This window comes from Streptomyces sp. ATCC 21386, assembly GCF_018728545.1.
Lineage (GTDB): Bacteria > Actinomycetota > Actinomycetes > Streptomycetales > Streptomycetaceae > Streptomyces.
In genome coordinates this window covers 8,219,898-8,246,238 of the sequence record NZ_JAAVVL010000001.1, presented here as the reverse complement: position 1 = coordinate 8,246,238, position 26,341 = coordinate 8,219,898, and the positions used below count along the sequence as shown (strand labels likewise).

Sequence of the window (26,341 nt, the reverse complement as noted above, 5' to 3'; positions counted from 1 at the left end):
GTACCGTCGGATCATGGCTCAACAGGCGGGGAACCCCCCGGGCGAACGGCGTCTCGCCGTGCTCGAAGGCGTGCTGGAACGCATCACGTACGCCAACGAGGACAACGGCTACACAGTCGCCCGCGTGGACACCGGCCGCGGCGCCGGTGACCTGCTCACCGTCGTCGGCGCGCTCCTCGGAGCCCAGGTCGGCGAGTCCCTGCGCATGGAGGGCCGTTGGGGCTCGCACCCCCAGTACGGCAAGCAGTTCACCGTGGAGAACTACACCACCGTCCTCCCGGCCACCGTCCAGGGCATCCGCCGTTACCTCGGCTCCGGCCTGGTCAAGGGCATCGGCCCGGTCTTCGCCGACCGCATCACCCAGCACTTCGGCCTGGACACCCTCCAGATCATCGAGGAGGAGCCCGAGCGCCTCATCGAGGTCCCGGGCCTCGGCCCCAAGCGCACCAAGAAGATCGCCGACGCCTGGGAGGAGCAGAAGGCGATCAAGGAGGTCATGCTCTTCCTCCAGACGGTCGAGGTGTCCACGTCCATCGCGGTCCGCATCTACAAGAAGTACGGCGACGCCTCGATCGGCGTCGTGAAGAACCAGCCGTACCGGCTCGCCGCCGACGTCTGGGGCATCGGCTTCCTCACCGCCGACAAGATCGCCCAGTCCGTCGGCATCCCCCACGACAGCCCGGAGCGCGTCAAGGCGGGCCTGCAGTACGCCCTTTCGCAGGCCACCGACCAGGGCAACTGCTACCTCCCGGAGGAGCGCCTGATCGCCGACGCGGTCAAGCTCCTCCAGGTCGACACCGGCCTGGTCATCGAATGCCTCGCCGAACTCGCCCTGCCCGACGAGGAGTCCGGCGAACCCGGCGTCGTGCGCGAGAAGGTACCGGGGCAGGACGGTGGCGACCCGGTCACCGCCATCTACCTCGTCCCCTTCCACCGCGCCGAACTCTCCCTCTCCGCCCAGCTGTTGCGCCTCCTGCGTACCGACGGCGACCGTATGCCCGGCTTCCGTGACGTGGCCTGGGACAAGGCGCTGGCATGGCTGCGGGGGCGTACGGGCGCGGAGTTGGCCCCGGAGCAGGAGGCGGCCGTCCGCCTCGCGCTGACCGAGAAGGTGGCCGTGCTGACCGGTGGCCCGGGATGCGGCAAGTCGTTCACGGTCCGCTCGATCGTGGAGCTGGCCCGCGCCAAGAAGGCGAAGGTCGTGCTCGCCGCTCCCACCGGCCGGGCCGCCAAGCGTCTCGCCGAACTGACCGGCGCCGAGGCCTCCACCGTCCACCGCCTCCTGGAGCTGAAGCCCGGCGGCGACGCGGCCTACGACAAGGACCGCCCGCTGGACGCCGATCTGGTGGTCGTCGACGAGGCCTCCATGCTGGACCTCCTCCTCGCCAACAAACTGGTGAAGGCCGTGCCGCCGGGCGCGCACCTCCTCTTCGTCGGGGACGTCGACCAGCTCCCCAGTGTCGGCGCCGGCGAGGTCCTCCGCGATCTCCTGGCCGACGGCAGCCCGATCCCGGCCGTCCGCCTCACCAAGGTGTTCCGCCAGGCGCAACAGTCCGGCGTGGTGACCAACGCGCACCGGATCAACTCCGGGCAGCACCCGGTCACCGACGGCATGAAGGACTTCTTCCTCTTCGTCGAGGACGACACGGAGGAGGCCGGGCGGCTCACGGTCGACGTCGCGGCCCGTCGCATTCCGGCCAAGTTCGGGCTCGACCCGCGCCGGGACGTCCAGGTGCTGGCGCCCATGCACCGGGGTCCGGCCGGCGCCGGCACCCTCAACGGTCTGCTCCAGCAGGCCATCACCCCCGCCCGCCCCGACCTGGCCGAGAAGCGGTTCGGCGGCCGGGTCTTCCGCGTCGGCGACAAGGTCACCCAGATTCGCAACAATTACGAGAAGGGCGAGAACGGCGTCTTCAACGGCACCGTCGGCGTGGTCACCGCGCTCGACCCGGTCGACCAGCGGCTGACGGTCCTCACCGACGAGGACGAGGAGGTGGCGTACGAGTTCGACGAACTGGACGAGCTGGCGCACGCCTACGCGGTGACGATCCACCGGTCCCAGGGCAGCGAGTACCCGGCCGTGGTGATCCCGGTCACCACCGGAGCCTGGATGATGCTCCAGCGCAATCTCCTCTACACGGCCGTGACCAGGGCGAAGAAACTGGTGGTCCTGGTCGGCTCCCGCAAGGCGATCGGCCAGGCGGTCCGCACGGTCTCTGCCGGCCGCCGGTGCACGGCCCTCGACTTCCGCCTCGCACCACGGGTTTTGTAGTGCGGGGCCCGCTTCGGGAGAACCTCTCGTGCCGCTCCGGCGGCTCGTGAGTGAAATTTGATCGATCAAACGAGTCGTAAAGGTCACACAGCCCTTCCAGATGTCGGACGGAAGGGGCAGGATGAGCAAGTTGGCGGCACTGAGTGCCGCCGATGGGCCCGATGGTCGACCCCGAGTGCACTCTCCAGAGCCAATTGGGGGATGGTAGAGACAGTCAGGGCACCTCGAAGAAGAGGCACTACGTCGGTGAGGGATGACGTGAGCGACAACTCTGTAGTACTGCGGTACGGCGACGGCGAGTACACCTACCCGGTGATCGACAGCACCGTCGGCGACAAGGGCTTCGACATCGGGAAGCTCCGGGCCCAGACCGGTCTGGTCACCCTGGACAGCGGCTACGGGAACACCGCTGCCTATAAATCCGCCATCACCTATCTCGACGGTGAGCAGGGCATCCTTCGGTACCGCGGATACCCGATCGAGCAGCTGGCCGAGCGCTCCACCTTCCTCGAGGTGGCGTACCTGCTGATCAACGGTGAGCTTCCGACCGTCGACGAGCTCTCCACGTTCCAGAACGAGATCACGCAGCACACCCTGCTGCACGAGGACGTCAAGAACTTCTACCGGGGCTTCCCCCGGGACGCCCACCCGATGGCGATGCTCTCCTCCGTGGTCAGCGCCCTGTCGACGTTCTACCAGGACAGCCACAACCCGTTCGACGAGCGGCAGCGCAACCTCTCCACGATCCGCCTGCTCGCCAAGCTGCCGACCATCGCGGCGTACGCGTACAAGAAGTCGATCGGTCACCCGTTCGTCTACCCGCGCAACGACCTCGGTTACGTCGAGAACTTCCTGCGCATGACCTTCTCGGTCCCGGCCCAGGAGTACGACCTCGACCCGGTCGTCGTCTCGGCGCTCGACAAGCTCCTCATCCTGCACGCCGACCACGAGCAGAACTGTTCGACGTCGACGGTCCGCCTGGTCGGCTCGTCCCAGGCGAACATGTTCGCGTCGATCTCCGCCGGTATCTCCGCGCTCTGGGGCCCGCTGCACGGCGGCGCCAACCAGTCCGTCCTCGAGATGCTGGAGGGCATCCAGGCGAACGGCGGTGACGTCGACTCCTTCATCCGCAAGGTGAAGAACAAGGAGGACGGCGTCCGTCTGATGGGCTTCGGCCACCGGGTCTACAAGTCCTTCGACCCGCGCGCCAAGATCATCAAGGCCGCCGCGCACGACGTCCTCTCGGCCCTCGGCAAGTCCGACGAGCTGCTGGACATCGCGCTGAAGCTGGAGGAGCACGCGCTCTCCGACGACTACTTCGTCTCGCGCAACCTCTACCCGAACGTGGACTTCTACACGGGTCTGATCTACCGCGCCATGGGCTTCCCGACCGAGATGTTCACGGTCCTCTTCGCCCTCGGCCGCCTTCCGGGCTGGATCGCCCAGTGGCACGAGATGATCAAGGAGCCGGGCTCCCGCATCGGCCGCCCCCGCCAGATCTACACGGGCGTCGTCGAGCGCGACTTCGTCCCGGTCGAGGCACGCTGAGCCGCCGATCACTTGTAGCAAGGGGCCCGTACGGAGAGCCGTCCGTACGGGCCCGCTGTTTACCCGGCCGCAGACCGCACGGGCCCACTACTTGGCCGGCTGCAGAAGAGGGCGCCCTACGGCGAGTGAGCCGAAGGGGCGCGCCTGTGTCGAGAGCCCGAGCGCGCGGAGGCCCGAAGGGTCGAGCACGGTCGGGCTCTCGACACAGGCGCAGGCGCCCGGAGGCGAACCGAGCCCCAAAAAATAGCGAGAAGGCGCCCTGCGCCGCTGGTCCCCCCACGGGCCGGCGAGCAGGGCGCCTTCCCATGTCCCGGTGCGGATTCCCCCCACGGGATCCGGCCGGGCGTCTGGTGGGCACAGCGCCTGAATCGCTGAGCTCGACGAGCAGAACTCGTCGTCCTACCTGTATGCGGTTGAAGAGCGGCGGTGTGCGGTCTGCCGGGACGCGTACGTACGGGAGGGCCGCTCAAAGCTCCCCGGTGCACGTGCCCCGGCAACGCAATTCCGGGAACGTCCCCCAAGACATCCCCAGATGCCAGTCACGCCCCCCAAGACGCTTCTGACATCGCCAACTTAGACTCACGAACCCCTTCAGTGGTTACGTTCACATCACTGTGATCTGCGTCTCCTGCGAAATGTCCTGAAGATGCGCAAGAGACCTGATTCAGCGATCGAGGCCCCAGCGTAAGGATGATGCGCGAGCCTTGTGAAGAGCTTATGTGAGGCTACTCCCGGACTCTAGAGGGACTTTTGCCCGGCGGTCACGAAAATGTCCTGAGTCGCAAGCTGTTCGTTACCACGAAAACGGACGAAAAGGCCATAGTCGCCCCCGCGATCATCGGATTGAGCAATCCGGCGGCGGCCAGCGGCAGCGCGGCCACGTTGTATCCGAACGCCCAGGCCAGATTGCCCTTGATCGTGGACAGGGTCCGCCGCGACAGCCGGATGGCGTCGGCGGCCACTCGCAGGTCCCCGCGCACCAGCGTCAGGTCGCCCGCCTCGATCGCCGCGTCCGTCCCCGTGCCCAGGGCGAGCCCCAGATCGGCCACGGCCAGCGCGGCGGCGTCGTTGACGCCGTCGCCGACCATCGCGACCGTACGGCCTTCGCTCTGGAGGCGCTGGACGACATCGACCTTGTCCTCGGGCAGCACCTCGGCGATCACGTGCTCGGGAGCGACGCCGACCGTCGCGGCCACGGACCGGGCCACGCGCTCGTTGTCCCCGGTCAGCAGCATCGGGGTGAGGCCGAGCGCCCGCAGCCGCCGTACCGCCTCGGCGCTGGTCTCCTTGATCGCGTCGGCGACGGTGAGGACACCGAGTGCCACACCGTCGCGGAGGACGACGACCGCCGTGTGCCCCTCGTCCTCGGCGGCCTCCTTGGCGCGCCGCAGGGCCTCGGGGAGCGGCTCGTCGTGGAATCGGCCCACTCGGACGTCGTAGCCCTTCACGAGGCCGCGCACGCCCCTCCCGGGCACGTTCTCGAAGCGCTCCACGGGCGGCAGGGCGCCCACGCGCTCCTCGGCGCCCGCGGCGATGGCCCGGCCCACCGGGTGTTCGGAGGCGTGTTCGACGGCACCTGCGAGTCGCAGGAGGTCGGCCTCGGCCTCGGCGTCGATGTCTCGGTCCTCGGCGCCCTGGTCCTCGGTGTCGGGGGTGGCCCCGGCGACGTACACCCGCTGGAGCGTCATCCGTCCGGTGGTGACGGTGCCGGTCTTGTCGAGGACGACGGTGTCGACGCGGCGGGTGGACTCCAGGACCTCGGGGCCCTTGATGAGGATGCCGAGCTGGGCGCCGCGACCGGTGCCGACCAGCAGGGCGGTCGGGGTGGCGAGGCCGAGGGCGCACGGGCAGGCGATGATCAGCACCGCGACGGCCGCCGTGAACGCGGCGGTGGCGTCGCCCGTGGCGCCGAGCCAGGCGCCGAAGGTGGCCACCGCGATCAGGATGACGACCGGCACGAACACCGCCGAGATCCGGTCGGCGAGCCGCTGCACCTCCGCCTTGCCGTTCTGCGCGTCCTCCACCAGCCGCGCCATCCGCGCCAGCTGGGTGTCCGCGCCGATCCGGGTGGCCTCGACGACCAGCCGCCCGCCGGCGTTCACGGTCGCGCCCGTGACGGCGTCGCCGACGGTCACGTCCACCGGTACCGACTCGCCGGTCAGCATCGACGCGTCGACGGCGGAGGCGCCCTCCACGACGGTGCCGTCGGTGGCGAACTTCTCGCCGGGGCGCACGACGAAACGGTCACCCACGGCCAGCTGCCCGACCGGGACGCGCACCTCCCGCCCCTGCCGGAGCACCGAGACGTCCTTGGCGCCGAGCCTCAGCAGCGCCTTGAGCGCGGCGCCGGCGCGGCGCTTGGAACGGGCCTCCAGATAGCGGCCGAGCAGGATGAACGTGACCACCCCGGCGGCCACTTCGAGATAGATCGTCGACGAGCCCGCCGTGCGGGAGACGGTGAACTCGAAGCCGTGCCGCATGCCCGGCATGCCCGCGTGCCCGAAGAAGAGGGCCCACAGGGACCAGCCGAAGGCGGCGAGCGTGCCGACGGAGACGAGGGTGTCCATCGTGGCCGCGCCGTGCCGGAGGTTGGTGAACGCGGCCCGGTGGAAGGGCAGCCCGCCCCAGGCGACGACCGGCGCGGCCAGTGTCAGCGAGAGCCACTGCCAGTTGTCGAACTGGAGGGCGGGGATCATGGCCATGAGGACGACGGGCACCGCGAGCAGCGCCGAGACGGTGAGCCGTTGCCGCAGCGAGGCGAGTTCGGGGTCCGCCTCCTCCGCGGGGACGGCTGCTGCCTGCTCGGACCGCGGCGGGGCCGGCGGCGGTGGCTCCTCGGCCGTGTAGCCGGTCTTCACCACGGTGGCGATGAGGTCGGCGATCTCCGTCCCCGAGGGGTAGGTGACCTTCGCCTTCTCCGTCGCGTAGTTCACCGAGGCGGTGACCCCGTCCATGCGGTTGAGCTTCTTCTCGACGCGGGCCGCGCAGGAGGCGCAGGTCATCCCGCCGATGGTCAGTTCGACCTCGTGGACGGTCTCGCTCGGGGAGGCTGCCGCGGTGGTGCTCGTCATGTCCGTGCCCGTACGTCCGTGGCCGTGCCCGGTCTCAGGCCCTGCCGACCAGCTCGAAACCGGCCTCGTCGACGGCGGCGCGGACGGCCTCCTCGTCGAGCGGGGCGGCCGAGACCACGGTGACCTCGCCGGTGGAGGCGACGGCCTTGACCGAGGACACGCCGTCGAGCTGGTTGATCTCGCCCGAGACGGCGCCCTCGCAGTGCCCGCAGCTCATGCCGCTCACCTTGTAGACGGCGGTGACGGAGCCCTGGGTGTCGGTGTCGGTGGCCATGTCGTTACTCCTCATCGGGGCGTGTGGGGGACTGCGTCGGGGTCGGGTAACCCTTCAGGGCATCCACTTTATACCCCCTAGGGGTATGAATCCAAGAGGGGTCCCCGCGGGGCGGTGAGGCGCCGGGGGTGCTAGGGGTCGACCGGCGGGCGTTCGCCCACCAAGGGTTCCAGGTAACGGAACAGGACGTTCTTCAGCTCCTGGACGTAGGCCTCGCGCTCCTCGCCCTCGCGGCCGATCACCAGCTCCAGGCCGGCCTTGTACATGGCCATGCAGACGTGCGCGGTGCGCGTGATGTCGGCGGCCGGTGCGCCGGGCAGGAGCGGGGTGAGCAGAGCCTCGATCCGCGCCACCAGGGCCGCCTGCAGGGCGTCGTGCTGCTCGGCGATCCGGCCGGGGGCGTCCGGGCCGTGCATCAGCGTGTAGACCACGGGGTGGCGGCAGTTGAAGTCGATGAAGCGGTCGACGGCGGTGGCCACGGCCGCCTCCAGCGGGGTCGCCGGGTCCACCGGGGCGAGCGCCTCGCCGTACGTCTCGCGCATCTCCAGCATGAGCCGCTCGCTCAGCTCGATCGCGATCGCTTCCTTGTTCGGGAAGAACTGGTAGAGCGTGCCCGGCGAGACCCCCGCCTCGCGGGCGATGGCGTTGGTGCTGGCCGCGGTGTACCCGGTCGAGCAGAACACGGAGGCCGCCGCTTCGAGCAGCTGGGCGATGCGGCGCTCGCCACGGGCCTGGCGGCGGCGCGGCTGCTCCTTGGCCTGGGGTCGCTCACCGGCGGGGGGCTGCTCCGGGGCCCGGGACTGCTCTGTGGCCTGGGGCTGCTCTGTGGCCTGGGGCTGTTCCTTCTCCTGGTGGGTGGGCACGCGGTTATCCCCAGCTTTCCGGACGTGATTGACAAACACGAGTGGTCGCTCGCATTCTGGAGAAACGCGAGCGATCTCTCGTGTTTGCCAGTGTATGGCTTGGCGCTTCCATGCTGCCCGGCTGCGCACAGCACGGACCGCAGTGATCAGAGTGAAGGGGACACCGCACCATGACCGAAGTCAACCGGCCACCCCGCCGGGGAGGCTGGACCCGGTTCGTGACCGCCCGCCCCCGGCTCACCCTGCTCGTCGCTCTGGTGCTCACCGCCCTGGCGGTCGTCGCGGGCAGCGATGTGGCCGACCGTCTCGGCAGCGGCGGCTGGGAGGATCCGGCCGCCCAGTCCACCTACGCGACCAAGGCCCTGGAGCGCGAGTTCCCCGACTCCCAGCCCAACTTCCTGCTGCTGGTCGACGCGGGCGAGGCCTCGGTCGACGACCCGGCCGTCGCCGCGGAGGCGAAGAAGCTGACCGAGCGGCTGGCCGCCGAGAAGGGCGTCACGGGCGTCGGCTCCTACTGGCGGACCGGAGCACCGACCCTGCGCTCGGAGGACGGCAGCGAGGCGCTGATAGCGGCCCGCCTCACCGGCGACGACACGGCCGTGAACAAGACCCTGGACCGCATCGCCCCCGAACTGCGCGGCACGCACGGTCCGGTCGAGGTCAAGGTCGGCGGCATCCTCGCCGTGCGCCACGAGATGCAGACGATCATCCAGGAGGACCTGCTGCGGGCCGAGATGATCGCCCTGCCGGTGACCCTCGTGCTGCTGGTCATGGTCTTCGGCAGCGCGGTCGCCGCCCTGCTGCCGCTCGGTGTCGGCGTCGTCGCGATCCTCGGCACCAACGCGATCCTGCGCGGCCTCACCGAGGTCACCGACGTCTCGGTCTTCGCCCTGAACCTCACCACGGCCATGGGTCTGGGTCTCGCGATCGACTACGCCCTGTTCATCGTGCGCCGCTTCCGCGAGGAGCTGTCCACCGGAGCCGACTCGCTGACAGCCGTCGCCACCACCCTGCGCACGGCCGGCCGCACGGTCCTCTTCTCCGCCCTGACGGTCGCCGTCTCCCTGGCCGCGATGATGGTCTTCCCGCAGTACTTCCTGAAGTCCTTCGCCTACGCGGGCATCGCCGTGGTCCTCCTGGCGGCGGCAGCCGCCCTGATCCTCCTCCCGGCCGCGCTCGTCCTGCTGGGCGACCGCGTCAACGCCCTGGACCTGCGCAAACTGTTCAAGCGCCGCAAGGCGAAGACCACGGGCGACGGCACCCCGGCCGTGGAGGAAGGCGCGGCCTGGGGCCGTATGGCGACCCTCGTCATGCGCCGCGCCCCCTTCTTCGCCGTCGCCACGACCGCCGGTCTGCTCCTGCTCGGCCTCCCCTTCCTGGGGGTGAAGTTCGGTACGGCCGACGACCGCCAACTCCCGGCCGGTGCCGAGTCCCACGTGGTGCAACAGCACCTGCGCGAGGGCTTCCCGGGCACTCCCGGAGGCGGCCTCGAGGTCCTGGCGGAGGGCGAGGCGACGAAGGCGGAGTACGCCGCCTACAAGGAGCGGCTGGCGGACCTCCCCGAGGTGCTCCGGGTGGAGGGGCCCCTGGTCAAGGGTGACTGGGCCTACTTCACGGTGCAGCCGAAGGGCGAGGCGGTCGACGAGGGCGCGCAACGCCTGGTGAAGGAGATCCGGGCGGCGGACGCCCCGTTCGACACCTCGGTGACGGGCACGGCGGCGGTCCTGGTGGACACCAAGGCGGCGATAGGAGGGGGCCTTCCCTGGGCCCTCGCGTTCATCGCGATCGTCACCCTGATCCTGGTCTTCCTCCTCACCGGCAGTGTGCTGATCCCGCTCCAGGCGGTCCTGCTGAACGCCCTCAGCCTGACGGCGATGTTCGGCGCCCTGGTGTGGGTCTTCCAGGACGGTCACCTCTCGGGCCTGCTCGCCTTCACCAGCCCCGGCTCCATCGAGACGACCCTTCCGGTCCTGATGTTCTGCGTGGCCTTCGGGCTCTCCATGGACTACGGCGTGTTCCTGCTCTCCCGCATCAAGGAGGAGTACGACCACACCGGCGACCACACCGCCTCGGTCCGCTTCGGGCTCCAGCGCACCGGTGGCCTGATCACCGCCGCCGCCGTCATCCTCGCCGTCGTCATGATCGCCATAGGTACCTCCCGGGTCACCAACACGAAGATGCTGGGCCTCGGCATAGCCCTCGCCGTCCTCATGGACGCCATGGTCATCCGGAGTCTCCTGGTCCCGGCGGTCATGCGCCTGACGGGCCGCGCGACGTGGTGGGCCCCGGCTCCGCTGAGGAGGTTCCACGAGAGGTTCGGCCTGAGCGAGGGGGAGCCGGCGCCCGCGGCGAAGGCGACTGCCAAGGCGACGGGGACGACGGACGCCGAGACCGCCACACCCGACGTGCCTGCCCCGGGCAAGCAGCGCGACGACGACAAGGTGGAGATCTCTGGCTAACGTTCGCTCCGAAGAGATGATCGGCAGGCCGTAGGCAGAAGACGGTCGGTGGGCCGTAGTCGATGAGTGGAGGACGGCACATGCGCGCGGTGGTGTTCGAGCGGTTCGGTGAGCCGGCCACGGTGAAGGAGCTTCCCGCACCCACCCCCGCTCCCCACGGTGTCGTCGTCCGCGTCGAGGCGACCGGCCTGTGCCGCAGCGACTGGCACGGCTGGCAGGGCCACGACCCCGACATCACACTCCCGCACGTCCCCGGCCATGAACTGGCCGGGGTCGTGGAGGCCACCGGCGCGGCGGTGACGGGCTGGCGCCCCGGCGACCGTGTCACCGTCCCGTTCGTCTGTGCCTGCGGTACCTGTGCCGCCTGCGCGGCCGGTGACCAGCAGGTGTGCGAGCGGCAGACCCAGCCGGGCTTCACACACTGGGGCTCGTTCGCCGAGTACGTCGCGCTGGATCACGCCGATGTGAACCTGGTGGCGCTGCCCGACGAGCTGTCGTACGGCACGGCGGCCTCGCTCGGCTGCCGCTTCGCCACGGCGTTCCGCGCGGTGGTCGCGCAGGGCCGGGTCGCGGCGGGGGAGTGGGTCGCCGTCCACGGTTGCGGCGGTGTGGGCCTGTCCGCGGTGATGGTGGCGGCGGCCTCCGGGGCCCGGGTGATCGCCGTCGACGTATCCTCCCCGGCCCTGGACCTGGCCCGGAAGTTCGGGGCGGCGGAGTGTGTGGACGCCTCGGCGGTCCAGGACACGGCCGAAGCGGTCCGCGACCTCACCGGCGGCGGCGCCCACCTCTCCCTCGACGCGCTCGGCTCCCCGGCCACCTGCGCGGCCTCCGTCAACGGCCTCCGCCGCCGAGGCCGCCACATCCAGGTGGGCCTGCTTCCTTCCGGGACGGGCACCACCCCCGTCCCCATGGCCCGGGCGATCGCCCTCGAACTCGAACTCCTGGGCAGCCACGGCATGGCGGCCCACGCCTACCCCGCGATGCTGAAGCTGGTCGAGGCGGGTGTCCTGCGCCCCGACCTCCTGGTGACCTCGACGATCGGGCTGGACGCGGCCCCGTCCGCACTCGCGGCGCTGGGCACGGCCCCGGGAGGCGGGGTGACGGTCATCGAACCGTGGAGCTGACCCGCTCCCGCTCGGGCCGTCCCCGATGGGCGGCCCACTCCGGGGCGAGAATCGACATCCGCAGGGCATCGATCCACTCCCCGCCCTGCCACAACGTCTGTCGCTCGATCCCCTCGGCCACGAAACCGACCTTCTCGTAGGTGCGCCGCGCCCTGGGGTTGTGGGTGAAGACGGACAACGAGACGCGGTGCAGTCCGATGTGCTCGAAGGCATGGCCGACGGTCAGCCGCACGGCCTCCGTGCCCAGTCCCCGGCCCTGCCCGCTCGCGCCGATCAGGATCCGGAAGCAACAGCCTCGGTTGGCCTCGTCGACCTCGTTGAGGACGGCCTCACCCACCAGCTCACCGCTCGCCCGGTCCACGATGCCGAGGTCGAGACGGTCGGTCTGGTCGTTGCGGCTGCCGTACCAGGAACGCAGCCGGTCCAGCCCGAAGCTCTCGGTCGGGCTGCCGGTGAGCCGGACCACGTCCGGCTCGGCCAGGATGCGCGCCATCACGGGCGCGTCGTCCTCGGTGAACGGCCGCAGCAGGGCCTTCTCACCGGTGAGGACGGGATTCTCGAAAAGGCTCATCCCCGGATCCTGGACAAGGCACGGACCCGGGGACAAACGAATAAGTGACGAGGGGCGGATCACTCCACCTTTCGCCCCCGGTTGCCCGGTCTGGAGGCGACCCAGGTGCGGATGGTGTCGGCGTACCAGTAGGGCTTGCCGCTCTCGACGTGGTCGGGCGGCGGCAGCAGCCCGTGTTTGCGGTACGAGCGGACGGTGTCGGGCTGCACACGGATGTGCGCCGCGATGTCCTTGTACGACCAGAGAAGCCGGTCGGTCGTCATCTGTGGCACCTCCCTGCGCGCGCACCACGGCGGCGGCCGGGACGACCGCGGGGGGAGCCGGGCACTGCGCTGGCGATCACAAAGCTGTGACCGGTCAACGACCCTTGGTGACCGCCGCGAGGTCCCGTGGATCACGTGTGACGGAAGGTCCGCGTACGCGTGACGCACGTGACAGAAAGGTGACTTTTGTGACACTGGTGATGAATGGGAGCGCCTCGCGACCGTGGGCGGGCAGCCGTGCCCCGAAAGGGGTGCGGGGAACCGCGCGACCAGCCGCGGACCACCTGTGGCCCGCCGGCGACTCGCAGTTCCCCGACGCTTCCCGGCGCCCGGCCCTCGGCGGAGCGGCTACGCCCCGCAGGACCTCAGAAACGCACGCGTCCGTTGGGCGATCGGCAGCGGAGCGTCCGGCTCGCAGGGATACATGTCCTGCTCGACGATCGCGAACAGATCCACGTCCAGCTTCGCGGCTGCGGCCAGCACCGGCCCCAGCTCGGGCACGCCCTTCGGCGGCTCGCACATGACGCCCTTGGCCACGGCGGGCCCGAACGGGATCTCGTTCGCGCGGACGTCGGCCAGGATCTCGGGGTCGACCTGCTTGAGGTGCAGATAGCCGATGCGCTCGCCGTAGGTCTCGATCAGCTTGACGCTGTCGCCGCCGCAGTAGGCGTAGTGCCCGGTGTCGAGGCAGAGCGAGACCACCGAGGAGTCCGTGCCGTCCAGGAAGCGGACGACGTTCTCCTCGCTGTCGATGTGGGTGTCGGCGTGCGGATGGACGACGATCTGGAGGCCGTACTTCTCCCGCACCTCCCGCCCCAGCCGCTCGGTCAGCTGCGTGAGGTGACGCCACTGCTCGACGGTCAGTTCGCTGGGCTCCAGCACCTTGCCCGTCTTGTCGTCCCGCCAGAACGACGGGATGACGACGAGGTGCTTGGCGCCCATGGCCTGCGCGAGGACCGCGTTGTCGGCCACGTGCGCCCAGGTCTTCTCCCAGATGTCCGGACCGTGGTGCAAGCCGGTGAAGACGGTGCCGGCCGACACTTTCAGGCCACGTTTGGCCGTCTCCTCGGCGAGGACGGCCGGGTCGGTGGGCAGATAGCCGTAAGGGCCCAGTTCGATCCACTCGTAGCCGGAAGCGGCGACCTCGTCGAGGAAGCGCTGCCAGGGGACCTGCTGGGGGTCGTCGGGGAACCAGACGCCCCAGGAGTCGGGCGCCGAGCCGACCCGGATGCGCGAAAGTGAGGACTGAGGTGACAACGACGTCATGCGAGTCAGCTTCCGCCCCGGAGCTGAGGGTGTCAATAGGTAGTCCGAATGTCTGGACAAAGTATTGACAGGGTCGCTCCGACGGGACTAGACCTTGACGGGAACCGGCGCGTGAAGGGAACTCGATGGCGTACGACCTGATCACCATGGGGCGGATCGGTGTGGACCTCTACCCGTTGCAGACGGGGGTCCCGCTGCCGCAGGTGACGTCCTTCGGCAAGTTCCTCGGCGGATCGGCGACGAACGTCGCGGTGGCCGCGGCCCGACTCGGCCGTTCCACCGCCGTCATCACCCGCACCGGCGAGGACCCCTTCGGCGACTATCTGCACCAGGCGCTGCGCGACTTCGGGGTGGACGACCGCTGGGTGACCCCGGTTCCGGGCCTCGCGACCCCGATCACGTTCTGCGAGGTGTTCCCGCCGGACGACTTCCCGCTGTACTTCTACCGCAGGCCCAAGGCGCCCGACCTGGAGATCGACGCCCATGAGCTGGACCTCGACGCCATCGCCGCGACCCGGATCTTCTGGGTGACCGGCACGGGTCTGAGCGAGGAGCCCAGCCGTACGGCGACGCTCGCGGCGCTCGCCCACCGGTCCAAGGCCGGCACGACGGTCTTCGACCTCGACTGGCGCCCCATGTTCTGGAACGACCCGGCCGAGGCCCGCCCGTTCTACGCGGAGGCCCTGCGGCACACCACCGTCGCCGTCGGCAACCTGGACGAGGTCGAGGTCGCCACCGGCGTCCGCGAACCGCAGGCCGCGGCCCGCGCGCTGCTCGACGCCGGCGTGGAACTGGCGGTCGTCAAGCAGGGCCCGAAGGGCGTCCTCGCGGTCAGCGCCAAGGGCGAGTCCGCCGAGGTCCCGCCCCTGCCCGTCGACGTCCTCAACGGCCTCGGCGCCGGTGACGCCTTCGGCGGCTCCCTCTGCCACGGCCTGCTCGAAGGCTGGGACCTGGAGAAGATCATGCGGTACGCCAACGCCGCCGGCGCGATCGTCGCCTCCCGCCTGGAGTGCTCCTCCGCGATGCCGACCGTCGACGAGATCGAGACCGCGGTCGCGGCGGGAGCGGTGCAGTGACCCCCGCCCGCCCCGTGGGCCCTCTCGGCCCCATCGACGTCTCCGCCCTCGTCCGCACCCGGGTCCACCACCCCGAGGCCATCGCCGAGGCCGCCGCCCGCCGTACCCGGCGCCCCCTGATCGGTGACTCCGGCCGGCTGATGATCGTCGCCGCCGACCACCCGGCCCGCGGCGCCCTCTCCGTCGGCGACCGCAAACTCGCCATGGCGAACCGCGTCGACCTCCTCGAACGGCTGTGCCTGGCGTTGTCCCGTCCCGGTGTGGACGGCGTCCTCGCGACCGCCGACATCCTGGACGACCTGCTGCTCCTCGGCGCGCTCGACGGCAAGGTCGTCATGGGCTCGATGAACCGGGGCGGCCTCGCGGGCGCCAGCTTCGAACTGGACGACCGCTTCACCGGCCACCGCCCCGAGGACATGGAGCGCCTCGGCTTCGACGCCGGCAAGCTCCTGCTCCGCGTCGACTACGACGACCCGGGCTCCCTCACCACCCTGGAGTCCACCGCCCGCGCCGTGGACGCCATGGCCGAGCGCCGACTCCCCGTGTTCGTCGAGCCGTTCATCAGCCACCGCGACCCGGCCACGGGCAAGGTCAAGAACGACCTGAGCGCCGAGGCGGTCACCAAGTCGATCGCCATAGCCGCCGGGCTGGGCGGCAGTTCGGCGTACACCTGGCTGAAGGTGCCCGTCACCGAGAACCCCGACGACATGGCCCACGTGATGGAGACCTCGACGCTGCCCGCCGTCCTGCTCGGCGGAGACGTCGGCGAGGACCAGGAGGGCGCGTACGAGAAGTGGCGCGGCGCGCTGCAACTGCCCACCGTGCAGGGCCTGGTGGTCGGCCGCTCGTTGCTCTACCCGGCGGACGACGACGTGACCGCCGCCGTGGACACCGCCGTAGGACTGCTGTGAGGGCCGCATGACACAGAAGACCGAGCTGTACGTACCCAGGGGCGCCACCGCGAACGCCCAGTACACCGTCGACATCGACCCGAAACGGGCCGGATGGACCCACAGCAGCCTCAGGATCGTGGAGTTGGAGCCGGGCGGCTCGCACACGTTCACGACCGGGGACAGTGAGTGGATCGTGCTGTCCCTGGGCGGCGGTTGTACGGTTCAGGTGTCGGAGGAACCGGGCAATTCAGACGGTGGCGGCAGCGCGGAGTTCCAGATCCTGGGCAGGGAGAGCGTGTTCGCCGGAGTCTCCGACTTCGTGTACGCGCCCCGCGACGCCCGGGTACAGATCGCCTCCGGCGCGGGAGGCCGCTTCGCTTTGGCAGGAGCGAAGTGCGAGCGACGACTCCCCGCTCGTTACGGCCCCGCGCCGGAGGTCCCCGTCGAGGACCGGGGCAGCGGCACCTGCGCCCGCCAGGTGCGCAACTTCGCCTCCGCCGACGCCTTCGAGTGCGACAAGCTGATCACCGTCGAGGTCATCACCCCCGGCGGCAACTGGTCCTCCTACCCGCCGCACAAGCACGACGAGAACCGGCCGGGGGAGGAGACCGAGCTGGAGGAGATCTACTACTTCGAGATCGACGGCCCGAACGGCTTCGGCTACCAGCGCGTGTCGCCCTCCCGCGAGGGCGGCTCCGAGGTGCTCGCCGAGGTCCGTTCCGGTGACACGGTGCTCGTACCCGACGGCTGGCACGGCCCGTCCATCGCGCAGCCCGGCCACAGCATGTACTACCTGAACGTGATGGCGGGCCCCGGCCCCGAGCGGAAGTGGCAGATCTGCTTCCACCCCGACCACACGGAGGGGTACCGATGAGCCCGACCTCGAACCCGACCCCGGCCACGAACAAGGCCCCGGCCACGAACAGGACCCCGGCCACGACCCGGCTCACGGTCGCCCAGGCGCTGGTCCGCTTCCTCTCCGCCCAGTACACCGAGCGCGACGGCGAGCGGCGGCGGCTGATCGGCGCCACCTGGGGCATCTTCGGCCACGGCAACGTCGCGGGACTCGGACAGGCGCTGGTCGAGTACGCCGACGACATGCCCTACCTCCAGGGCCGCAACGAGCAGTCGATGGTGCACGCGGCCGTCGGCTACGCCCGGCAGTCGAACCGGCTGTCCACGCACGCCGTGACGACGTCCATCGGTCCCGGCGCGACCAACCTGGTCACCGGCGCGGCCCTCGCCACCATCAACCACCTGCCGGTCCTGCTGCTCCCCGGCGACATCTTCGCCACCCGGCCGGCCGACCCGGTCCTCCAGCAGCTCGAAGTGCCGTACGCGGGCGACATCAGTGTCAACGACACCCTGCGCCCGGTGTCGAGGTACTTCGACCGGATCACGCGCCCCGAGGCGCTGATCCCGGCCGCGCTCCAGGCGATGCGCGTCCTCACCGACCCGGTGGAGACGGGCGCCGTGACCCTCGCCCTGCCGCAGGACGTGCAGGCGGAGGCGTACGACTGGCCGGAGGAGTTCTTCGCCGAGCGGACCTGGAACGTCCGCCGCCCGGCGGCCGACGTCGCCGAACTGGCCGGTGCGCTCGACGCGATCCGCGCGGCCCGCCGCCCGCTGATCGTGGCCGGTGGCGGCGTCCACCACGCCCGCGCGGAGGAGGCGCTCGCCGAACTCGCCCACGCCACCGGCATTCCCGTCGCCTCCACCCAGGCCGGCAAGGGCTCCCTCCGCTTCGACCACCCGCAGGACGTGGGCGGCGTCGGCCACACCGGCACCGCGACCGCCAACGAACTGGCCCGCACCGCCGACCTGGTGATCGGCGTCGGTACCCGGTACACGGACTTCACCACGGCCTCGAACACCCTCTTCGCCGCCGACGGTGTCCGCTTCCTCAACCTCAACATCGCGCCCTACGACGGCCACAAGCTCTCCGGCCTGCCGCTGATCGCTGACGCGCGCTCGGGTCTGGAGGCGCTCGCCGAGGCGCTGGAGGTGCACGGCCACCGGGTCGCGGACGCCTACGTCGCCGAGTACGCGGAGGACAAGCAGCGCTGGGAGCACCGCGTCGACGCCTGCTACGAGGCCGACGAGCCGGACACCCGGCCCACCCAGGCGCAGGTCCTCGGACTCCTCGACGAACTCGTCGACGAGTCCGACATCCTGATCAACGCCGCCGGGTCCCTCCCCGGTGACCTGCACAAACTGTGGCGGACCCGGTCGCGGGACCAGTACCACCTGGAGTACGGCTACTCCTGCATGGGGTACGAGATCCCGGCCGCGATCGGTGTCCGGATGGCCGCCCCCGGGCGCCCGGTGTGGGCGCTGGTCGGCGACGGCACGTATCTGATGATGCCGACCGAGATCGTCACGGCCGTCCAGGAGAACGTCCCGATCAAGGTGCTGCTGGTGCAGAACCACGGGTACGCCTCCATCGGCGGTCTCTCGGAGTCGGTGGGCGGCGAGCGGTTCGGCACCGCCTACCGGCACCGCAACCCCACCGACGGCACGTTCACGGGCACCCCGCTGCCCGTGGACCTCGCCGCCAACGCGGCCAGTCTCGGCATGCGCGTCCTGCGCGCCAAGACGGTCCGTGACCTGCGCGCCGCGCTCGCCGAGGCACGGGCGGCCGACACTCCCACTTGTGTCTACGTGGAGACCGAAACCGCAGACACAGTGTCGGGCCCGCCTCCCGCGCAGGCCTGGTGGGATGTACCTGTGGCCGAGACGGCGACCCGCGCGTCGGCGGTCAAGGCACGCGAGGAGTACGACCGGCACGTCTCAACCCGACGCCGCCATCTGTGAGCAAGGAGTTTCTGGAATGACGAAGATCGTCAACCACTGGATCGGCGGCAAGACCGTCGAAGGCGCGTCGGGTACGTTCGGGCCGGTCACGGACCCGGCGACCGGCGCGGTCACCACCAAGGTCGCCTTCGCGACCGTCGACGAGGTCGACGCGGCGGTCCGCACCGCCAAGGAGGCGTTCGCCTCGTGGGGCCAGTCGTCCCTGGCGCAGCGCACCTCGATCCTCTTCAAGTTCCGCGCGCTGCTCGACGCCAACCGTGACGCGATCGCGGAGCTGATCACCGCCGAGCACGGCAAGGTGCACTCCGACGCGCTCGGCGAGGTCGCGCGCGGCCTGGAGATCGTGGACCTGGCCTGCGGCATCAACGTGCAGCTGAAGGGCGAGCTGTCCACACAGGTCGCGAGCCGTGTGGACGTCGCCTCGATCCGCCAGCCGCTCGGTGTCGTCGCCGGCATCACGCCGTTCAACTTCCCGGCGATGGTCCCGATGTGGATGTTCCCGATCGCCATCGCGACCGGCAACACGTTCGTGCTGAAGCCGTCCGAGAAGGACCCCTCGGCCTCCATCAAGATCGCCGAGCTGCTCGCGGAAGCGGGCCTGCCGGACGGTGTCTTCAACGTCGTCCACGGTGACAAGGTGGCCGTCGACCGCCTCCTGGAGCACCCGGACGTCAAGGCGGTCTCCTTCGTCGGCTCGACGCCGATCGCCCGCTACATCCACACCACGGCCTCGGCGAACGGCAAGCGCGTCCAGGCCCTCGGCGGCGCCAAGAACCACATGCTGGTCCTGCCCGACGCGGACCTGGACGCGGCCGCAGACGCCGCCGTCTCCGCCGCGTACGGCTCGGCGGGCGAGCGCTGCATGGCGATCTCCGCCGTGGTCGCCGTCGGCGCGATCGGCGACGAACTCGTCGAGAAGATCCGCGAGCGCGCCGAGAAGATCAAGATCGGCCCCGGCAACGACCCGACCTCCGAGATGGGCCCGCTGATCACGGCCGTCCACCGCGACAAGGTGGCGTCGTACGTCACGGGCGCGGCGGCCGAGGGCTGCGAGGTCGTCCTCGACGGCACCGGCTTCACGGTCGACGGCTACGAGGACGGCCACTGGATCGGCATCTCGCTGCTGGACAAGGTGCCGACCACGGCGAAGGCGTACCAGGACGAGATCTTCGGCCCGGTGCTGACCGTCCTGCGCGTCGACACCTACGACGAGGGCATCGCCCTCATCAACGCCTCCCCGTTCGGCAACGGCACCGCGATCTTCACCCGCGACGGCGGCGCCGCCCGGCGCTTCCAGATGGAGGTCGAGGCGGGCATGGTCGGCGTCAACGTCCCGATCCCGGTCCCCGTCGGCTACCACTCCTTCGGCGGCTGGAAGGACTCCCTCTTCGGAGACCACCACATCTACGGCAACGACGGCACCCACTTCTACACCCGCGGCAAGGTCGTCACCACCCGCTGGCCCGACCCGGCCGACGGCCCGTCCGCCGTGGACCTGGGCTTCCCGCGCAACCACTGACCGAGTCACCCCGCGCCCCGCAAGGGGCGCGGGGAACTGCGCGAGAAGCCCCACCGAGCCGGCACATACCCACCCACCCCCGCGCGGAGCGCGAAAGCGGGTCGAAGGGGCGCAGCCCCTGGGGGAAGGGACGGGTAGGGGCGGCGGGGGCGACTTATCAGGTTGCTGTCAGCCGACGACGTACCGCACCCGCTGTATGCCGAATTCCCCCCGTACGACCGTGGGATGTCCCACTCTTCCCCCCTGAGGGGGCCCTGGCGTACCGGCACCGCCCCGTACCGTTGACGCATGGATCTTCGACTGACCGGCCCGCGCCTGCGCGGAGCGCTGCGGCGGCGGCCGCGGCGGACCGTCGCCGCCGCGGCCGCCGTCGTCGTTCTCGCCGGGGCCGGCACCTGGACGGCCACCGCCTCGGACGAAGCGGCGCCGGTGAAACGCACCGACCGTGCCATAGGGACGGCCGAGGGCGTACGCATCGACACCTCGTACTTCACCTCCGGCGGTGACGGCCGCCGCCCGGCCGTCCTGCTCGGCCACGGTTTCGGCGGCAGCAAGAACGACGTCCGCGCACAGGCCGAGGACCTCGCCCGCGACGGCTACGCGGTGCTGACCTGGTCCGCCCGCGGCTTCGGCAGGTCGACCGGCAAGATCGGTCTGAACGACCCCGAGGGCGAGGTCGCCGACGTCTCGAAGCTGATCGACTGGCTCGCGACCCGCCCCGAGGTACAGCTCGACAAGAAGGGCGACCCGCGCCTGGGCATGGCCGGCGCCTCCTACGGCGGGGCGATCGCGCTGCTGACCGCCGGGTACGACGACCGCGTCGACGCCATCGCGCCCGCGATCACGTACTGGAACCTGGCGGACGCCCTCTTCCCGAACGGCGTCTTCAAGAAGCTCTGGGCCGGGCTCTTCGTCAACACCGGCGGCGGCTGCGAGAAGTTCGAGACCCAGCTGTGCGAGATGTACCAGCGGGTCGCCGAGTCGGGTACGCCCGACGCGGAGGCCGTGAAGCTGCTGGACGCCCGCAGCCCCGAGGCCGTCGGCGACCGCATCAAGGTGCCCACCCTGCTGAGCCAGGGCCAGACCGACTCCCTCTTCCCGCTCGGCCAGGCCGACGCCGCCGCGAAGGCGATCAAAGCCAACGGCGCGCCCGTGGACGTCGACTGGATCGCCGGCGGCCACGACGGCGGCGACATGGAGACGAGCCGGATCCAGGCCCGGACGGAGGCCTGGTTCGACCGCTACCTCAAGGACGACAAGGGCGCCGACACCGGCTCCGCGTTCCGCGTCACCCGCACCCTCGGCACCGGCTCCGGCGACGGCGAGCCCCGTCTCGCCGGCACCACCGACGACACCTACCCGGGCCTGGAGGGCGACCCCACGAAGATCGCCCTCGCCGGCCGGGAGCAGAGCTTCGAGAACCCGGCCGGCGCCAACCCGCCCGGCATCTCGGCCCTGCCCGGGCTCGGCGCGGCCGGCGGCCTCGCCCAGCTCTCCTCCCTCGGCGTCAGCATCTCCCTGGACTTCCCCGGCCAGTTCGCCGCGTTCCAGTCGAAGCCCGTCACCGACGACCTCCAGATCACCGGCTCGCCCACGGCGACGGTCCATGTGAAGTCGACCAGCGAGGACGCCGTGCTCTTCGCGAAGGTCTACGACGTCGGCCCGGACGGCAGGTCCCAGGTCCTCCCGTCCCAGCTGGTCGAACCCCTCCGCGTCGAGGGCGCCGAGTCCGGCAAGGACGTGCATCTCACCCTCCCCGCCATCGACCACGAACTCGACGACGGCCACAGCCTCCGCCTGGTCCTCGCCTCCACCGACCTCGGCTACGCCTCCCCGACGACCCCGGCGACGTACACCGTCTCCCTCAAGGGCGACCTGGAGGTGCCCACGCCGCTGGGCCGGGCCGACCGCGGCGACGTACTGCCCGCCTGGGTCTGGTACCTGCCGATCGCCGGCGCCGTGATCGCGGCGATCCTGCTGGTCACCGGCCGCCGCCGGATCGTCACCCCGGCCCCCGACCCGGCGCTCGCCGAGGTCCCCCTCCAGATCACCGGCCTGAGCAAGAAGTACAAGAACGGCGACCGTTACAGCGTCCGCGACCTCTCCTTCCGCGTGGAGAAGGGCCAGGTTCTCGGCCTGCTCGGACCCAACGGCGCGGGCAAGACGACGACCCTGCGCATGCTGATGGGCCTCATCCAGCCGGACGGCGGCCAGATCCGGGTCTTCGGCCACGCGATCGTTCCCGGCGCCCCGGTCCTCTCCCGGGTCGGCGCCTTCGTCGAGGGCGCGGGCTTCCTCCCGCACCTGTCCGGCCGCGAGAACCTGGAGCTGTACTGGGCCGCCACCGGCCGCCCCGCCGAGGACGCGCACCTGGACGAGGCCCTGGAGATCGCCGGTCTCGGCGACGCCCTGGCCCGCGCGGTCCGCACCTACTCCCAGGGCATGCGCCAGCGCCTGGCCATCGCCCAGGCCATGCTGGGCCTGCCCGACCTGCTGATCCTCGACGAGCCGACGAACGGACTCGACCCGCCACAGATCCGCGAGATGCGCGAGGTCATGATCCGGTACGCGGCTGCCGGCCGCACGGTCATCGTCTCCAGCCACCTGCTGGCGGAGGTCGAGCAGACCTGTACGCATCTGGTCGTCATGGACAAGGGACAGCTCGTCCAGGCGGGCCTCGTGAGCGAGATCGTCGGCTCCGGGGACACGCTACTGGTCGGCACGGACGAGCCCGTGGACGAGCCGGTCGTCGAGAAGATCGCCGCCCTGCCGGGCGTCGACTCGGCCGTCCGTACCGACGAGGGCCTGGTGGTCCGCCTCGACGCCGACGGCAGCGCCCGGCGCCTGGTCGCCGAACTCGTACGGCTGGAGGTCCCCGTGGCGTCGGTCGGCCCCCACCGCCGCCTCGAAGACGCCTTCCTCACCCTGATCGGAGAGTCCGCATGAGCACGCTGGCCGAGCGTGCCGAGCACGCAGAACCCGGGACCACGCGGCCCGTCGAGGTCGCCGACGGCTACCGCGCCGGCCGCACCCTCCCCCTGAGGGTCGAGCTGCTCCGTCAGCTGAAGCGCCGCCGCACGATGGTCATGTTCGGCATCCTGTTCGCTCTGCCGCTGGTGCTGCTGATCGCCTTCCAGGTCGGCGGCACACCGGGCGAGGGCAACAACCGGGTCAACCTGATGGACACGGCGACGGCGTCCGGCGCGAACTTCGCCGCGGTGAACCTCTTCGCCGCGGCGGGCTTCCTCCTGGTCATCCCCATCGCGCTGTTCTGCGGCGACACGGTCGCCTCGGAGGCCAGCTGGTCCTCCCTGCGCTACCTCCTCGCCGCGCCCGTCCCCCGCGCCCGGCTGCTGTGGTCCAAGCTCGTCGTCGGCCTCACCCTCAGCCTCGCCGCGCTGGTGCTGCTGCCGGTCGTCGCCCTCGCCGTCGGCACGGCCGCCTACGGCTGGGGCCCGCTGGAGCTGCCGACCGGCGGCGAACTCGCCGCCGGTGCCGCCGCGCAGGCCCTGGTGATCACCGTGGCGTACATCTTCGTGTCCCAACTGGTCACCGCCGGCATGGCGTTCTGGCTGTCGACGAGGACCGACGCGCCGCTCGGCGCGGTCGGCGGCGCCGTCGGCCTCACCATCGTCGGCAGTGTCCTCGACGAGGTGACCGCCCTCGGCGACTGGCGCCACTTCCTGCCCACGCACTGGCAGTACGCCTGGCTCGACGTCGTCCGCCCGCAGCCCGAGTACACCGACATGATCCAGGGGGTCTCGATTTCCATAACGTACGCCCTGGTCCTGTTCGCGCTGGCCTTCCGGGGTTTCGGCCGCAAGGACGTCGTCTCCTAGGTCAACGGAAGATCACCCACCGGTCTCGACGGGCCCCCGCCGTGGCCGCTTCGAGACGGATCCGCAACACCCCGTGGCGCACGTCCGGGCCCCCATCGCCGTCACAGTCACAACAGTCGCCCACGAAAGGCGACGTATGACGTGGCTAGGGGGCCCGGATGCACACGTATCGCAGGACCAGTCCGACGACGAGGCCGAGGCCGGCGACACCACGACGAGGGCGCCGACTCGGCACCGCCCTCCTGGCCCTGGGCACGGCCGGCGCCCTCCTCCTCACCGGATGCAGCGGCGGCGCCGACGGACAGGGCGACTCCTCCTCGTACGACCGGGGCAAGGGCGAGAGCCGCTCCCAGGACGGCTTCCCGGCCCCCGCACCCGAGGGCACCGGCCCGCGCGAGCAGCGCGAGGGGCAGACGGACGAGGAGTCCCGGGACATCGCCCCGACGCCCGACGACTTCCTGTCGACCTTCGCCCTCGACGTAGACACCGCCTCCTACGGCTACGCCCGCCGCACCCTGGACGACGGCGGCCTGCCCGACCCGTCGACCGTCCGGCCGGAGGAGTTCGTCAACAGCTTCCGCCAGGACTACGAACGCCCGGACGGCGACGGCTTCTCGGTGTCCGTCGACGGCGCCCGCACCGGCGACGACGGATGGTCCCTGGTCCGCGTCGGACTCGCCACCCGGGCCGCGGACGGCGACAGCGAACGCCCGCCCGCCGCCCTCACCTTCGTCATCGACGTCTCCGGTTCCATGGCCGAACCGGGCCGCCTCGACCTCGCCCAGGACGCCCTGCGCACGATGACGAACCGGCTGCGCGACGACGACTCGGTCGCCATCGTCACCTTCAGCGACGAGGCCGAGACCGTCCTGCCGATGACCCGCCTCGACGACGACCGGGACCGGGTCCTGGACGCGGTCGACGGTCTGGAGCCCACCGACTCCACCAACCTCGCGGCGGGCGTCGAGACCGGCTACGAGACCGCTGTGGACGGCCTGCGCAAGGGCGCCACCAACCGGGTCGTGCTGCTGTCCGACGCCCTCGCCAACACCGGTGCCACCGACGCCGACACCATCCTCGAACGCATCGCCGGCGAACGCCGCGAGCACGGCATCACCCTCTTCGGCGTCGGTGTCGGCAGCGACTACGGCGACGAGCTGATGGAACAGCTCGCCGACCGGGGCGACGGCCACACCACCTACGTCTCCACCGAGGAGGAGGCCGAGGAGGTCTTCTGCGAGGAACTCCCGCGCCACGTCGACCTCACCGCCCGCGACGCCAAGGTCCAGGTCTCCTTCGACCCGGCGACGGTCGAGGAGTTCCGCCTGATCGGCTACGACAACCGGCAGGTCGCCGACGAGGACTTCCGCGACGACCGTGTCGACGGCGGCGAGGTCGGCCCCGGCCACACCGTCACCGCCCTCTACGCCGTCCGGACCGAGGGAGGCGAAGGAGGCGGGCACCTCGCCACCGCCACCGTCCGCTGGCTCGACCCCGACACCCGCACCCCGCACGAGGAATCGGCCGAGCTGGAGGCCACGGACCTCCATCGCGACCTGTGGGCGTCTTCACCGTACGGACTGCGGGTCGCCGCCGTGGCCGCCTACTTCGCCGACTGCCTGCGCCAGGGCGACACGCGCTGGTCCGACCTCCCCGGCCGTCCGTCCCTCGGCGAACTGAACCGTCGGGCGGACGACTTGGCGAGGGACCGCGAGGACAAGGAGCTGTACGACCTGGCCGAGGCGATCGAGACGGCGGACGCGATGCTGGGCTGAAGCCCTACGGGGTGTCCGCGCACACCGAGGGCAACGCCCGCCCCAGTCCCTCCCCGTGCAGCCGGTCCAGCCGGTGCTCGTACGCCGACCGCAGAGCCGCCACCCGCAGCCGCGGCTCGCAGGACACCCCGTCCCGCGCCCCTTCCGTCTCCTGCAGCGCGTTCAGCAACCGCGTGGTGATCCGGTCCAGCACCGGTCGCACCTCCGTCACCAGATCGGGCCGCTCCACGGGCCGCTCCTCCGGGTGGGCGTCCCACCGGGCGTAAAGCCCCCGCTGCACCAGCTTGTTCGCTTCGATCTGGTCACGGAACACGGCGGTCACCTCGTCCGGATCGAGCCCGAGCCCCACCGCACGCGCGGCCACATCGTCCAGGATCGCCTTCTCCCGGACGGGATCGTCGATCGGTGCGGTCGTGCCGTACTTGGCCGCCGCGACCTTGTCCGCCACGAGCAGCCGCTCGGCGAACAGATCCGTCAGCCCGGTGAGCGACCGGGTGCCCACAACCGTACGGGAGGGAGCGGAGGACGACTCGGCGCCCGCTGCCGGTGCTACACCGGTCAGCACCACGGCGGAGGAGACACAGACGGAGACCAGGACGGACCTGAGGCGAGGGGGGCGCATGATCCACGCCTATCACGCGCCCCACCCGCGCTCCCGGTGTCGGCCGAAACCCTTGAAAATTTCTTACCTACCGGTAAGTTGACTCGCCGGTA

General features: G+C 70.8%; 19 protein-coding genes. 12 read left to right on the top strand and 7 right to left on the bottom strand.

The features are described from left to right. The first annotated feature begins 13 nt into the window (after nucleotides 1-13). Nucleotides 14-2,272 carry an ATP-dependent RecD-like DNA helicase gene (locus tag GWK25_RS35325; protein WP_215455571.1) on the top strand — a complete coding sequence of 753 codons (2,259 nt, stop codon included), beginning with the start codon at nucleotides 14-16 and terminating at the stop codon, nucleotides 2,270-2,272. 258 nt (nucleotides 2,273-2,530) lie between these two features. Next, nucleotides 2,531-3,820 carry a citrate synthase gene (locus GWK25_RS35320; protein WP_033531335.1) on the top strand — a complete coding sequence of 430 codons (1,290 nt, stop codon included), beginning with the start codon at nucleotides 2,531-2,533 and terminating at the stop codon, nucleotides 3,818-3,820. Between the two features lie 761 nt (nucleotides 3,821-4,581). Here the strand turns inward: GWK25_RS35320 and GWK25_RS35315 are convergent. The 3 genes from GWK25_RS35315 to GWK25_RS35305 all read right to left on the bottom strand — a co-directional run bounded on the left by GWK25_RS35315 (nucleotide 4,582) and on the right by GWK25_RS35305 (nucleotide 7,878). After that, complete coding sequence (locus GWK25_RS35315) at nucleotides 4,582-6,891, bottom strand: cation-translocating P-type ATPase (protein WP_215455570.1); 2,310 nt, start codon at nucleotides 6,889-6,891, stop codon at nucleotides 4,582-4,584. Nucleotides 6,892-6,925: 34 nt separating this feature from the next. Further along, nucleotides 6,926-7,165: a heavy-metal-associated domain-containing protein gene (locus tag GWK25_RS35310; RefSeq protein WP_215455569.1), complete on the bottom strand. Its 240-nt coding sequence runs from the start codon at nucleotides 7,163-7,165 to the stop codon at nucleotides 6,926-6,928. A gap of 131 nt (nucleotides 7,166-7,296) precedes the next feature. Next, complete coding sequence (locus GWK25_RS35305) at nucleotides 7,297-7,878, bottom strand: TetR/AcrR family transcriptional regulator (protein ID WP_374200709.1); 582 nt, start codon at nucleotides 7,876-7,878, stop codon at nucleotides 7,297-7,299. Nucleotides 7,879-8,198: 320 nt separating this feature from the next. Here GWK25_RS35305 and GWK25_RS35300 point away from each other — a divergent pair, with 320 nt between their 5' ends. Both GWK25_RS35300 and GWK25_RS35295 read left to right on the top strand, forming a co-directional pair. Continuing rightward, on the top strand, nucleotides 8,199-10,487 hold the full coding sequence (locus GWK25_RS35300) for an MMPL family transporter (RefSeq protein WP_215455567.1): 2,289 nt from the start codon (nucleotides 8,199-8,201) through the stop codon (nucleotides 10,485-10,487). An 80-nt stretch (nucleotides 10,488-10,567) separates the two neighbouring features. Then, the gene (locus GWK25_RS35295; RefSeq protein ID WP_215455566.1) at nucleotides 10,568-11,611 is read left to right on the top strand and encodes a zinc-dependent alcohol dehydrogenase family protein; all 1,044 of its coding nucleotides are present in this window, start codon (nucleotides 10,568-10,570) and stop codon (nucleotides 11,609-11,611) included. Here GWK25_RS35295 and GWK25_RS35290 read toward each other — a convergent pair. From GWK25_RS35290 to GWK25_RS35280, 3 genes are all read right to left on the bottom strand, one after another. Beyond that, nucleotides 11,592-12,182, bottom strand: coding sequence for a GNAT family N-acetyltransferase (locus GWK25_RS35290; protein WP_215455565.1), 591 nt, complete (start codon nucleotides 12,180-12,182; stop codon nucleotides 11,592-11,594). The two genes, GWK25_RS35295 and GWK25_RS35290, sit on opposite strands and share 20 nt — an antisense overlap. A gap of 59 nt (nucleotides 12,183-12,241) precedes the next feature. Then, complete coding sequence (locus tag GWK25_RS35285) at nucleotides 12,242-12,445, bottom strand: AlpA family transcriptional regulator (RefSeq protein ID WP_215455564.1); 204 nt, start codon at nucleotides 12,443-12,445, stop codon at nucleotides 12,242-12,244. A gap of 348 nt (nucleotides 12,446-12,793) precedes the next feature. Continuing rightward, on the bottom strand, nucleotides 12,794-13,711 hold the full coding sequence (locus GWK25_RS35280; protein WP_215455563.1) for a sugar phosphate isomerase/epimerase: 918 nt from the start codon (nucleotides 13,709-13,711) through the stop codon (nucleotides 12,794-12,796). A 125-nt stretch (nucleotides 13,712-13,836) separates the two neighbouring features. Between GWK25_RS35280 and iolC the strand changes: the two genes are divergently transcribed. The 8 genes from iolC (at nucleotide 13,837) to GWK25_RS35240 (ending at nucleotide 25,627) form a co-directional block, all read left to right on the top strand. Continuing rightward, the gene (iolC, locus tag GWK25_RS35275; RefSeq protein WP_215455562.1) at nucleotides 13,837-14,787 is read left to right on the top strand and encodes a 5-dehydro-2-deoxygluconokinase; all 951 of its coding nucleotides are present in this window, start codon (nucleotides 13,837-13,839) and stop codon (nucleotides 14,785-14,787) included. Continuing rightward, a complete protein-coding gene (locus GWK25_RS35270; protein WP_374200662.1) occupies nucleotides 14,784-15,698 on the top strand; it encodes a deoxyribose-phosphate aldolase in 915 nt (304 codons plus the stop codon). The genes iolC and GWK25_RS35270 overlap by 4 nt, the downstream gene beginning before the upstream one ends. 7 nt (nucleotides 15,699-15,705) lie before the next feature. Continuing rightward, nucleotides 15,706-16,554 carry a 5-deoxy-glucuronate isomerase gene (iolB, locus tag GWK25_RS35265; RefSeq protein WP_215455561.1) on the top strand — a complete coding sequence of 283 codons (849 nt, stop codon included), beginning with the start codon at nucleotides 15,706-15,708 and terminating at the stop codon, nucleotides 16,552-16,554. Further along, nucleotides 16,551-18,494 (top strand): 3D-(3,5/4)-trihydroxycyclohexane-1,2-dione acylhydrolase (decyclizing), encoded by a 1,944-nt coding sequence (iolD, locus tag GWK25_RS35260; RefSeq protein ID WP_215455560.1) that lies wholly within the window; start codon nucleotides 16,551-16,553, stop codon nucleotides 18,492-18,494. The genes iolB and iolD overlap by 4 nt, the downstream gene beginning before the upstream one ends. A 16-nt stretch (nucleotides 18,495-18,510) precedes the next feature. Next, complete coding sequence (gene mmsA / locus GWK25_RS35255; RefSeq protein ID WP_215455559.1) at nucleotides 18,511-20,013, top strand: CoA-acylating methylmalonate-semialdehyde dehydrogenase; 1,503 nt, start codon at nucleotides 18,511-18,513, stop codon at nucleotides 20,011-20,013. Between the two features lie 288 nt (nucleotides 20,014-20,301). Beyond that, on the top strand, nucleotides 20,302-22,959 hold the full coding sequence (locus GWK25_RS35250; RefSeq protein WP_215455558.1) for an alpha/beta fold hydrolase: 2,658 nt from the start codon (nucleotides 20,302-20,304) through the stop codon (nucleotides 22,957-22,959). After that, on the top strand, nucleotides 22,956-23,852 hold the full coding sequence (locus GWK25_RS35245; RefSeq protein WP_215455557.1) for an ABC transporter permease: 897 nt from the start codon (nucleotides 22,956-22,958) through the stop codon (nucleotides 23,850-23,852). Before GWK25_RS35250 ends, GWK25_RS35245 begins: the two co-directional genes overlap by 4 nt. A gap of 158 nt (nucleotides 23,853-24,010) precedes the next feature. Continuing rightward, the gene (locus GWK25_RS35240) at nucleotides 24,011-25,627 is read left to right on the top strand and encodes a von Willebrand factor type A domain-containing protein (protein ID WP_215455556.1); all 1,617 of its coding nucleotides are present in this window, start codon (nucleotides 24,011-24,013) and stop codon (nucleotides 25,625-25,627) included. Between the two features lie 4 nt (nucleotides 25,628-25,631). On the opposite strand, the gene GWK25_RS35235 is transcribed toward GWK25_RS35240, so the two are convergent. Further along, nucleotides 25,632-26,249, bottom strand: a complete 618-nt coding sequence (locus GWK25_RS35235; protein WP_215455555.1) for a chorismate mutase — start codon at nucleotides 26,247-26,249, stop codon at nucleotides 25,632-25,634. Nucleotides 26,250-26,341 lie beyond the last annotated feature (92 nt).